Annotated in this window: 6 protein-coding genes; 4 read left to right on the top strand and 2 right to left on the bottom strand. The window is 58.2% G+C overall.

The features are described 5' to 3' along the window. Nucleotides 1-94 precede the first annotated feature (94 nt). Nucleotides 95-490, top strand: coding sequence for a VOC family protein (locus NA78x_RS09290; RefSeq protein WP_425618159.1), 396 nt, complete (start codon nucleotides 95-97; stop codon nucleotides 488-490). Nucleotides 491-608: 118 nt separating this feature from the next. Here the strand turns inward: NA78x_RS09290 and NA78x_RS09285 are convergent, their stop codons facing one another. Continuing rightward, nucleotides 609-1,772, bottom strand: a complete 1,164-nt coding sequence (locus tag NA78x_RS09285; protein WP_425618158.1) for an AI-2E family transporter — start codon at nucleotides 1,770-1,772, stop codon at nucleotides 609-611. Between the two features lie 525 nt (nucleotides 1,773-2,297). Between NA78x_RS09285 and NA78x_RS09280 the strand changes: the two genes are divergently transcribed. The 3 genes from NA78x_RS09280 (at nucleotide 2,298) to NA78x_RS09270 (ending at nucleotide 11,459) form a co-directional block, all read left to right on the top strand. Further along, a complete protein-coding gene (locus tag NA78x_RS09280; protein ID WP_425618157.1) occupies nucleotides 2,298-8,177 on the top strand; it encodes a right-handed parallel beta-helix repeat-containing protein in 5,880 nt (1,959 codons plus the stop codon). A gap of 975 nt (nucleotides 8,178-9,152) precedes the next feature. After that, nucleotides 9,153-9,419 (top strand): hypothetical protein, encoded by a 267-nt coding sequence (locus NA78x_RS09275; RefSeq protein WP_425618156.1) that lies wholly within the window; start codon nucleotides 9,153-9,155, stop codon nucleotides 9,417-9,419. Between the two features lie 471 nt (nucleotides 9,420-9,890). After that, nucleotides 9,891-11,459: an FHA domain-containing protein gene (locus NA78x_RS09270; RefSeq protein WP_425618155.1), complete on the top strand. Its 1,569-nt coding sequence runs from the start codon at nucleotides 9,891-9,893 to the stop codon at nucleotides 11,457-11,459. A 25-nt stretch (nucleotides 11,460-11,484) separates the two neighbouring features. On the opposite strand, the gene NA78x_RS09265 is transcribed toward NA78x_RS09270, so the two are convergent. Next, the gene (locus NA78x_RS09265) at nucleotides 11,485-11,691 is read right to left on the bottom strand and encodes a hypothetical protein (RefSeq protein ID WP_425618154.1); all 207 of its coding nucleotides are present in this window, start codon (nucleotides 11,689-11,691) and stop codon (nucleotides 11,485-11,487) included. Between the last annotated feature and the right edge of the window lie 192 nt (nucleotides 11,692-11,883).

Below are 11,883 nucleotides of genomic sequence, written 5' to 3'. Positions count from 1 at the left end.
TCTGAAGTTAGTCGTTTGACAACGCATTGCGGGTCGAGCAGATTCTAATACCGTGCGATCACAGGTCAAACACCTCGTAGGAGGAGCGTAAGAAATGGAAATCGGCCGGTGTCATCTGCGCGTTGCTCGGCCCAGCGATAAGCTGGCGGCCGTGGTCGAGTTCTATCGAGCTGGCCTGGGTTTCGCCGTCCTCGGTGAGTTCACGGACCATGCTGGTTTCGATGGGGTCATGCTCGGCCACCCGGGAGCCAGCTACCACCTGGAGTTCACTCGTAAGGCAGGTCATCCGGCGGGCAAGGCACCCACCGAGGACAACCTGCTGGTGTTTTACATTCCTGATCGTGCCGAGTGGCTGCAAGCCGTGGAGCGGATGGCTCGCTGCGGTTACCAGCCTGTGAAGTCGTTTAATCCGTATTGGGACCAGAGGGGAAGGACGTTTGAAGATGCTGACGGCTATCGTGTGGTGCTGCAGCAAGCGGTTTGGAGGTAGGGAGAGGGAGTGGGGAGAGAGGGGAGAGGATGGACCACAGAGGCGCTGAGATCGCGGAGGAGGAGGATGGGAGATGGGAGATGGGAGGAGGATAGGAGCGGAAGAGGAGGTGGTGGGTTCAGGCCCGTTTTAGGGTTGGGTCGTGTGATTCGCCGGCGAGGAAGGCAGCGATTCCGTGAAGCGATTCGAACTGATCGCAGGTGATTTTGATCATCGCGAGCAAGGGAGCGGCCATGAGGCCTCCCGCGATTCCCCACAGCCAGCCCCAGAAGAGAATCGACAGAATGATGGCCAGCGGCGAGAGTTGCAGGGAACGGCTGAGGACCAGCGGCGTCACAAAGTAGCTCTCGATCGAAGTGAGAATGGCAAACATTCCTGCCGTCGCGAGACCATAGCTGAGCGATTCATGCGTCACGGCACCGACGAGAAACAGCACGGCCATGCAGAAGAATGCGCCCACGTGGGGCACAAAATTGAGCGTGGCTACCACCACTCCCCAGAGCACCGGATTGGGGATCTTCATCAGCCACAGCAACGCGGCCGTTGCGACGCCGAGACCGATATTGATCGCGGTCACGGTGAACAAGTAACGCGATACTCCGGTCTCGACGTTGCGAATGAGTTGGACGACGTTGCGCTTATCGCTGAAGGTGTCGCGGCTTTCGACTGCCTGATTGATGAGTGATTTATTGAAGGCCAACAAGAAGAACGCGAGCACAAAGACAATCACGGCGGCACCGACAAAGTGCGTGCTTACACCAAGTGCCGTGAGCATCGTGTCTGGAGTGGCCACTTCGACCTGCAATGGTTTCGCCTCTCCATCGCGAGTCGTCATTTCCTGAACGGCGGCCGTGGCCTCGCGAAAATGTTGGAGCGGGCCGCTGTTCGCAGGAATCAACAGACTGGCTTTGTTGAGCATCGCCGGAGTATCGGCCAGCCAATGCTGAGCCTCGCGCGTGAGCGTCAAGATCGCCATGCTGAACAGCGCCACGACAATCGAGACGAGCACAAACGCAGATAACAAGTCTGGCACGCGCCAACTTTGCAGGCGACGCACGATGGGCATGAGCAGCAGTGCCAACAGCAGCGCGAGCATCACGGGAATGATCATGTCTCGCGCGACGTACAGCGCGCCGACGATTGCCAGTCCGCAGAGAATCATTACCGGCAAACTCGCAGGAGGCCGGGGCAGCGTCACCGCTTCGGGAGTCTTCGCCGCTTCCACGGGAACTTGATCCATGGGCACAGCTGCATCGATTCTCTGCTTGACGTGCGTGGACATGGTGGCGGACTTCTGGGGAGTTGATGAGCGCGAGGCGACACCCTCGTCAGCACAACTTGTGCCGCTCAGCCGAAGTCAGTGCGCGACGCCAACGCACCTGTTGATAATTTCGCGGGCGAAAAAGTAGTCCGCAAAAAAGTCGCTCCCTCAATCTGCGGAGAATTTACCGAGATGGTGAGACAGTCTGGGCCACGCGTTGCCCGTTGTTTCTAACCGTTTCAAAGCAATCCACTTACGACGAATTGATCCGCCATTTGATACCGGTACTTTGCCGAATACAGCGACAACAGCAACCCTAATAGGTGGTTATCAAATGGCATAAGCCGAGTGTAATATCGGCCACTCCCCGATTGCGGTACTGCCGCATCCCACCCTACGCACTTGTCTTAATCAACCCAGTCTTACAGGAAATGCTTCGTGACCCAGGAATGCTCTGCGCCCATTTTGCGCCGCCGAATCAAGTCAACCCGTCAATCACAAATCGGCAAGCGGAAGTGCTTTTTTGAACCGCTCGAAGGTCGCGCGATGCTCGCCACCTTTCACGTCTCGGTCGTCGATGGCGACGATGGCTTCACCGGGGGCACGAACGATCCCTTTCGCTCCATTCAAGCTGCCATCGTGGCGGCGTCGAGTGCTAACGACGGCCCCGACGTCATCAACGTCGCTGGTGGCACTTACAACACACCTGGCGTCGATGTAGGCATCGGCATCGCCAACTCGGCGAACCTCACGAACTTGCAATTGCTGGGTGGCTGGGACCTGAACTTCGGCACCCGCGATCCTGATGCGACTCCGGTCAATTACTACAACCAGGTCGCGGTGGATATCAATAATCCCTACGACGTTGATATCTCGGATGCAGACGTTACCGTCGATGGCTTCAGCTTTTACTTTCGCGGCGACGCCATTTCCGGTACTCGCACGGGCGCTGGCATCGTCACCAAGGCAACCAACACCACCATCAGCAACAACAGGCTGATCGTTGGTTTGAATTCCGTTCCAGCGCCTTCTGGCCGAACGCCTGGTGTGCAGTCGGGCTTCAACACCGACGTTTCTGGTTTGCAAGTGCTCAACAACGAGTTCGACATCTCGGCCCCAGCGCCGTCCTTTACCTTGTCGGCCTACGGAGTTTATTTGAACCCCGGGCCGATTGCGCGAACTTCGCCGATTGTCATCAGCGGCAATACGTTCGCCGGCAACAACATGAACAGCGCGGTGGTAGTCGATGAAGATGGCGGCGTCGAGATTAGCAGTAACACGATCAACCGGACATCGGCATATGCGCCATTTCCGGCCGGTGTGATTGCCCTGCGCACGCGCTCGGCAGCGTTGGAGGCATTCAACGATGTCACGATCACCGATAACACGATTGTTAATACCGACGCTGTGAACGCGACCGCGGGCATCGCACTCGGTGTAACTGGCCAGAATCAAGTGATCTCGAATGTCACGATCACGGGAAACCTGATTAACGTCGCGGCCGGCCCAGGCATTTTCGCCTCCAGCACGGTGAATGCGGCGACGACCTTCATCAATCTGAACAGCGTGCAAGCAGCGACTGCTGGCCAATACGTGGTCAGCGCCACTCCAGGGCTCGAAGTCTCTGGCAACTATCTGGGTTCCAATGTTGCTGCCACGGCAAATGCAAACCTCTTGGCGACTGGAGCGGGGTCCGTGCTTGCCAGCTCGTTCCTTTCGAGCGGTGCCGATGCGAACGCCAGCGTCGCCGGCCTGCAATTGCCGACGACGACCGAAATGCTCATACCTCAAACGGCCGCCACCAGCGGACTTGCGAAGGTCGACGGTCGGATTCAAACGGGCATCGATCGCGCTGCAGCGGGCATGACGGTGCGCGTCGCAGCAGACACTTACTCGGAAGACCTCATTGTTGCCAAGGAATTGACGTTGCTCGGTGCGCAGGCCGGTGTTGATGCTCGTGGTCGGGCCGCGACCGAAACGGTAATCGAGAGCCCTACAGGTGGGCTGGCGCTGCAAATCACGGCCGCCGATGTTGCCGTCGATGGCTTTCAATTTGTGAACGGTCTGGTTCGCGCATCTGCTGCGAATCCGACCATCGAGAACAACTTGTTCACCGTCGATGCCGGTGCTCTAAATGGCACACTCGTTGGTAGCGCGGCAGCCGTGGTTGATCTGGCTGGCGTCAGCGGAGTCGTGACGGTCGAGCAGAACTCAATCGTCCTCTCCGGCAATCTGGCTGCCCCAGGTAACTCGGCCGGTTACACGCTCAATCCGCTCGATGGTCAACAAGGCTGGAGCGGCGGTGCTCAGCCGAACTTCACCAACAACGATACGGGCATCGACAACGGCGACGGTACCTTCGGCGACGAGAAGGTCACCGACCTGCAGAGCTACAGCGGCACGCAGTCCTGGCGTTACTCTCGCGGTTATGGCAGCCCAGGACAGGGAACTCCGTTTTCACCAAATTTGGGTGCCACGGTTGGTGCGCCCAGCTTTGCTGATGGCGATACCGCGACCGTCCGATTTGCCTTCAAGGCTGTCACTGCCGGAGATGGAACGGTGGACACCATCTACGAAGGTACGCCCGCCGGCACTGACCGCACGGGCGCTCAAATTGGCCTGGAAAACACTCCCGCTGGAGTGAGGCTGTTTGCGAGCACCTATAACCCGACGACCAATGCATTTGACAGCGTGACGCTCGGAACATTCCCGGCCGCCACTTGGCATACGGTCGAATATACGACGGTTTACAACGACAATCCGGCTCTCGACCTCACCACGTATATCGTCGATGGGACGACCGTCGGCAGTTTGAATCCGTGGATGCACATTTGGCGTCAAGACAATGCGTTCAATCATGAAGTCGGCTCGCGATTAAAGTTCTCGACTACTCAGGACAACAATACTGCCATCAAGGGTTTCTACTACGACGATCTGGAGTTCATCATCTCCGACTCGTCGAACCCGGGCGTGCCGCTGGCGCAGTACAGCACTGGCTTTGAAGCATCGTCGGCTCCCACTCAACTCGACGGCATCAAGCTCTCGGGCAATGCAAGCTCGCTCGTCTCGCTCGCGATCGCGAATAACGACCTCGACGGCGGCAGTCTTGATCTTGCGGGAGCGAGCACGGGCATCGCCATTGCCGCCAGCACGCTTGCTGGCACGGTGGCAGTTACTGGCAACGAAGTGACGGGCTTCGCCACGGGCGTAAGCCTTGCCGCCAGTAACTCGGCCACCATCGCTGGCAACAACTTCAACAGTGCAGGGGCCGACAACACCACGGACGTGCGAATCGACAGTGGGGCAACGGGCGTGACGTTCGGCAGCGGCAATCAATTCGCTGGCGATACCTACTTCGTCGACAATCGCTCGGCGTTGAGCATCGATCTCACTGCCGCGGGTACAACCTTCGAAGGTTTGAACTCGGCGACCCTCGCCGACAACTTCCGCATTGAAGATAAGATGTTCCACGCACTGGATAGCTCCACGTCGGGCGTCATCACCTGGGTGGCTGACACGCGGTTCGTGACTACTCCGGGAACCGGCGCAAGCGACGAAACCATTCAACGGGCCGTGAATGCAGCTTCGCCCGGCGATACCGTTCGCGTGGAAGCGGGCACGTACAACGAGAACGTCGCTGTCAACAAAACGGGCGTGCAGTTGCTCGGTGCAGGCGCCGCGATGACCAGCATTGTCGGCCAATTGGTCGGGGCCGGTGTGAACACGGTTCAGCTCAGCGCTGCCGATGTCGTACTCGATGGCTTTACGATCACTCGCTTGCTTGGTGTGAACGAGAACAACATCGGCGTGGGGCTCTCGAGCCTGGCGGGCATTGAAGTTCGGAACAATGTCATCACTGGCAACCGGACTGCCATCTATGTGAATGGCGGTAGCTCGGTAACGATCACCGGCAACGTGATCGATGACAATCGCACCGGTATTCTGTTTGCCGATGCAACGCACGGCACGCACACGATCACCGAGAACGCCATCACGAACAACAGGACCTTCGGCGTTCTGCTGCTCCCGTCGATCACCGGTTGGTCGGCAGACACGGTCATCTCGGGCAACAACATCAGTGGTAACTTCGCCAGCCAATTGGAAAACAATGGCTCGGTGACCATCAACGCTTCGGGCAACTGGTGGGGAACTGAGACACCGACGTTGGCCAACCTGAGCGTCAATGCCGCGCTGCCACCGGTGTTCAATTACCCGGGACCAGCCTCACAGCCCGCTTCGCCCTATCCGTACTTCCTCTCCGGTTCGAATGCCGCGGGAATTGACTTCTCGCCGAACCTGAACAGCGGGACCGATACGGCTCCGGCCACGCCTGGCTTCCAAGGAGATTTCTCGTCAATCACGGTTCACCTGAAGGGTGCTCAAACGGGAACTGCCGGACGAATTCAGGAGGGTGTCGATGTCGTGAGCCCCGCCGGGACGATCATCATCGAAACGGGTGCTTACGCAGGCAATGTCGACGCGACGGCCAAGAGCGCCACACTGCAACTGGGCGTAGGAATTGCCCAGGTCGCCATCAACGGCAATCTGGTCCTCGATGCCAATGACGCGCTGGCTTATGAGGTCAACGGCAATGCTCCTGGTACTTACGATCAGCTGCAAGTGAATGGCACCGTCGCGCTCGGCGGCGCGTCGCTGCTGATTAGTGGTTCCTACACCGCCACACCGAACGACATCTTCACGCTGATCGACAACGATCTGGCCGATCCCGTCAGCGGCATCTTCGCCGGCAGCCCAGCTGGTGGCCTGGTGAACGTGAATGGCTACCTGAAGCAGATTTCGTACACGGGCGGCACTGGCAACGATGTCGTGCTGCTGGTGCCGCTGGGCAACGGCGGCGTCGTGCCGAATCCCGACTTGCCGGGCCAGTCGATTCTGGTAATCAACGGCACGGCGAAGAGCGACGCCATCGTCGTCCGCAAGACTTCGGCGACCGAAGTCACGGTCTACATTGCCCCGAAGGTTTCCATCGGCGTCTTCCCGCTCGCTTCGTTCGACAGCATCTTGATCAATGCCTTTGCCGGTAACGATTCGATTGTGATCGAAGCTCCGATCGACAAACCCTCGACCATCTATGGCGATAGCGGCAATGACGCGATCTCGGGTGGCTCGGGGCCCGATATCATCGTGGGTGGGGAAGGTAACGATTCAATCGTTGGCAATGTTGGCGACGACACCTTCATCGGTGGTCCTGGCAACGACAAGATTGTGGGCGGTGCAGGCTTCGATAAGTACGTTGCGCCCACGGGTGCGGCCATCGTTTCGGGAACTGTTGTCCGCGTCGGTACTTCCTCGGCGACCTATGCCCAGATCGAACAGATCGAAGTGACGGGAACTGGCGCCGCTGAGAACTTTGTGTTCAACAACGTGGTCGCCAATGTCCTGCTCGATGGTCAGGGTGGAACCGATACGATCTCGTACACGGGCGACGGCAACTTCACGCTGGCGAATTCGTTCCTCACGCGCACAGCTGGGGTCACGAACTCGACGGTTGCACTTACCAGCATCGAGAAGGCGACCATCACTGGCTTGCACGGCGCGAACACGTTTAACGTCACCGCCTGGACGAACCTGGCAACCGTCATCGGCGGCTTGGGGACTGATACGATCGAAGCAGCCAACGATGTTGACTACACGTTGACGCCGACGTCGCTGCAGCGAACCGCGCTGCCGAACATCACCCTCAGCGCCATCGAAAATGCCAAGCTCACCGCCGGCGTTGGAGCCAACACCTTCACCGTAAATGAATGGGCCGGTACCGCTACACTGGCGGCCAATGCAGGTACCGACAAACTGGTGGTCACCGATAACTCGATGTTCACGACATTGACCAACACGTCGCTGACGCGACTGGGGCGTGGCACCATCGGCATCTCTGGCTTTGAAGCCGTAGAAATCACCGGTGGCGCAGCGGCCAATACGATCAGCGGCGCAGCCTTCTCGGGGCAATTGAAGATCGATGGAGCCGGCGGCAACGACACCCTCACGGGCGGCCAGGGAGCAACATTGCTTCTCGGCGGACTGGGGAACGATACACTCCGCAGCGGTGGTGGCCGCACGGTGATGATCGGTGGCGTTGGTCTTGATCGACTGACCGGTGGCTTCGAAGGCGACTTGCTTGTCGCGGGGCAGACGGTTCACGATAACAACGCAGCAGCTCTCGCGGCGATTTTGGCCGAATGGTCTTCCGGCGCTAGCTACGCGACGCGCGTCAGCCATCTTACGGGAACTGCCGGCGGCTTGAACGGCACGAACTATCTCAACGGCCCGAATGTGACGCACGATGCGGCCGTTGACGTGTTGATGGGCGCCGGTGGGGACGATCTGTTCTTCGCCAAGCTGACCGCTTCGGTCGGTGTCCCCAAGGATACGCTCAGCGATAAGCTGCCGGGCGAATCGGCGTTCTAACGATTTGCCGGTCAGGATCGCGCCCAAGATAACGGCTCGCGTGCTGCATTCTGCAGCACGCGGAGTGGCGGTGAACCGTTTGACTTTGGCAGATCTATTTGACAAAGAATCAGGCGTAGCTCAGATTCCAGTTGGGTTCGCGCTTTCGCTGCGAGCTGTAACCGTTTGCCGGTCGATTGCCAAATCGTGCTGGCCGCTCCGACGCCAGGATCAGATCCGGCGGATGCGGTCTCTTGCGCGCGCGGTGCGCAGCCGGCGGAGAAGGTTTGGTGGGCGGTCGTTCTTTCAAAACCTGGTTGAACCATGGACTCCAAGGGGGCCCGATTTTCCCTTGGCTGAAGTCCGCTTGTGCGCTCGGCTGGGCTAGCTGGTGAAAACAGGAGGCGCAAAAGTGGTTATCAAATGGTTATCACTTTTTCAGTGGTTTTTCGCCACCTTTCGACGCAAGTTGTTTGCCGATAAAAGATTGCAAAAAAGAGTTATCAGAAAAAAACGGCTCAAAAAGTTATCAGCGATCAGCGGTTGTTGATGTTTGAGCAGGCGGCGAAGTTCATCCGCAACATGGCGTCGAATCTTCCCTAAACGGCGACCATGATAGCGGATCCAGAACGTGAACTAGCTGGGTGGCTGATCGCTGGAGCAAGTGGCCAGCGATGGTAACTTCGAGTGGCAGATTTCGCTGAATCGTTATTGTGAACGGCGGAAGCCAGGCGTAGATTTGCCGCTGCGGCTGACTCAGCTTTTTTTGCGCAAACCGTTCCGTTCCGATGTTTGTTGGGCGTAAGGATTAAGGTCGCAGAGGGCTATAAGCTATTGAGGAAGCTATTGAGGCTATCGCTGGCTGCGGTCAGTCCGTTGCCGCTCCGCGCGGGCAGTTTCTAGCTAATTGTCGCACCTTCATCGAGATGCCCTGCAGTGTTCATGTCTGGTACCACATTCGATTGGGTGCAATTAGCGAGGAAACGGATAGCCCTCATGACCGATCTGAAGCACCTCGACAATCGCCAGATCAGGATTGATGTGGCTTGCGAAGGAACCACGAAAGTCTTTCGTGGGAAGGGGCGATTTGTCGATTGCGACCCGACCCTGGGGCCGGTGCTTGGAGTGGTTGTGGAAGATCCCACCGGCAATTTTGAGTTCTTGTTTCCCGTGAATACTTGGACCGCTGAGATTTTGCCAGATACTTCCGGTGAATCCGATTTTCGAATCTGCCTGGATTCGGTTCCCAATAGTCTCAACTGATAAAAACGACTTGCTCAACTGCCGCTGTTGCGGCACTCGAGACAGTCCCCAGGAAGACGCAAGAAGACTGCACCTGCGGCGTAACTCACCCGCACGAGCACCGAGTTTTGTTCGATCGAATACAGAGTACCGGTTTGCCCCAGCAAGCTGCCTTTCACGACGCACACAGGCTGGCCAAGGGCCAGAGGAGGCGAGTGCGGCGCGGGGAAGCCTGACCGTTCGGAAACCAGCTGAACTCCCATTTTCCACCACCTTCCCGTGACGTTCGGTCACCTCGAACTTCCTCTAACAGACTTCGCAACGCAGGCTTAAGTGATTGGAGGGGTGGAATGTACTCAGGAGACGAAATTAACATCCTCGCTGCGGCAAAAGTACATCTTTTTGGCTTAAAAACGGCGAATCCACGCCAGGGGAAAGCTAGCGGTATTTGACAGATTTCTGGTAGCAAAAGAGCAGGCAGGAAACTCGGCTTTGTGGTGCAACGAACGACTCATCGTCGAGGTGATTGGGCCGCAGGGCGTCGTCTCTACGCCCGTAGCATTACCGTTTGCCCGCGTTGGCTCCCATCCCGACAGCGATGTCGTCTTGCCTGAAGGTCCGCCGACGGGTCGCAGCCTCTATCTGCATGCGACGACCGACGGAATCTTTTGCTTGGACCTGCGCCGAGTCCAAAGCCACGGAACGGACTTGGGCTTTTGGCTGCAGCCGACAGACGAAGTTGGCATCGGCGGATTTTGGGTAAAAGCCAGCATGCCGGGTTTGATACCGCGCGAGCCGCCGAAGATCAGCCTCGATCAAGATGAGAGCGCTCCTTTTCCACGCCCGGTCCTGAGCATTGTTTCCAGCGGCCGCTGCGTGGCGAAAAAGCGGCTGCAAAGCAGTTTGAGCACGGTGGGCCGGTGGCCTCAGTGCGGACTGCATCTGCAAGGTCAGCTAGTTTCGGGCGTACACTGTGCGCTGTATTGGCACCAGCGCAGGCTCTGGTGTATCGACCTGCTCAGTAGCAATCGAACCTTGCATCGAGAGGAGCCCAACACCTGCGTTGAGCTGGCGCTGGGAGAGAAGATCGAGGTCGGCGAATTCGAGATCGTGTTCGAGCGATTCTCTCGGCAGCGGGACGTTCTTGGCCGGACATCGCGAAGCGATTCAGCTGGAGCGACTGCCAGCAAAAGAGATCACAAGGGCAAGTCACTGCGCAAAGCTTGGCGCGAGTTGGAGGCGAACCCCAGCCAGGCAGAGTCCGCTGGTTCCGTTCCGCCGATGACCATCTCGCCCTCTGGCAATTCGGAATCCAATGTTTTGATCTCCGCCAGCAGCTCGGGGGTTCTGGTGGATCCGGCGACTGTTGTCGCTCATGGCGCGACACAAGATACCACAAGTGATATCGGCCGGAGTACCGTGACCACGAGTTCGCTTCCCGATCTTCAGCAGTTGGAAGAACTATCGCGCAGGTTGCAGGGCCAGTTTGCACAGCTGCAATCCGAGGCGAATCGGCTGACCGATATTACGCTGCGTCTGAACTCAGCGTCGCTGCAATGGGCCGATAATCGCGACGAGATTCTCGGACTGTTGACGGCCAGCCTCAATCCGCCGAACTTGCAAGGCATCGCGGTTCCGCTTAATGAACCAAGCGAATCGACGACACCCAAGCTGCCTGCTCCTGCGGTGGATCCTTGCGCGACGGCAACCAGCGAGCCTTGCGCGACGGCAACCAGCGAGCCTTGCTCGACGCCGGCCCCGCTCGTTCAGGAAAAAACGGTCGTCGAGCCAGCGAAGATAGCCGAGCCAGTCGTTTCGCGGCCATTGCCGGGTGGCCGAGGAAGTCGTTCCAGCGGGGTTAAGAAAGACGAGTTGGTCGAGTTTGTCAGCGATCGCATCGCACTGCTTGAGCGACAACGCCGGTGGAAGCGGTTGGGGATCGGCCTGGGAATCGCCGCTGCGACGCTCGTGCTGGCCGGAGCAATCGGTGGAGTCTGTTACAGCGTGAGCCAAGGATACATTCAACTGCCGCAGTGGCTACAGCCAGGTTCAGCCAGATAGGTTCAGCGACGCCCTGAAGCTTGCACTACTGCTGCTTGTCTTCGCCCGTCGAGGAGCCCGGCTCTCCGTCTGGTTTCGAGCTCTTTTTCCCGGCATTCATTGAGTCGATCCAGTCCAGATACTCTTCGATTTCATGCAGCGGCATGCCCAGGTTCAGCGCCTCTTGGATGGCCTTGGTTCTCTCCAGAAAACCGGAGTGCTCCAGCAGCAGTTTGGCGATTTCGTGGGACATGGCATACCGGCAGGATCCTGGGAAACGCACTCCCACAGGTAACTATACTAGGCGTTTTGACACCCGGCCGGAAATCCAATGGTAGAATGCCCGATTATCCTTGCCGTCAATGTCGCTATCTTCATGACGCCAGCCCGCGCGACGACGCGTCGGACCTACTAGCTTGTCGTTCGCTGCAACGTCGCTGCGTAC

Source organism: Anatilimnocola aquadivae, from assembly GCF_049819085.1.
In the GTDB taxonomy this organism is placed as follows: Bacteria; Planctomycetota; Planctomycetia; order Pirellulales; family Pirellulaceae; genus Anatilimnocola.
The sequence above is the reverse complement of the archived record's forward strand: the minus strand, read 5'-3'. Positions and strand labels throughout refer to the sequence as shown.

Bases quoted from the DNA above. Each gene is read 5' to 3' on its own strand.
- NA78x_RS09290 (WP_425618159.1), top strand. From the start codon at position 95: ATGGAAATCGGCCGGTGTCATCTGCGCGTTGCTCGGCCCAGCGATAAG.
- NA78x_RS09285 (WP_425618158.1), bottom strand. From the start codon at position 1,772: ATGTCCACGCACGTCAAGCAGAGAATCGATGCAGCTGTGCCCATGGAT.
- NA78x_RS09280 (WP_425618157.1), top strand. From the start codon at position 2,298: ATGCTCGCCACCTTTCACGTCTCGGTCGTCGATGGCGACGATGGCTTC.
- NA78x_RS09275 (WP_425618156.1), top strand. From the start codon at position 9,153: ATGACCGATCTGAAGCACCTCGACAATCGCCAGATCAGGATTGATGTG.
- NA78x_RS09265 (WP_425618154.1), bottom strand. From the start codon at position 11,691: ATGTCCCACGAAATCGCCAAACTGCTGCTGGAGCACTCCGGTTTTCTG.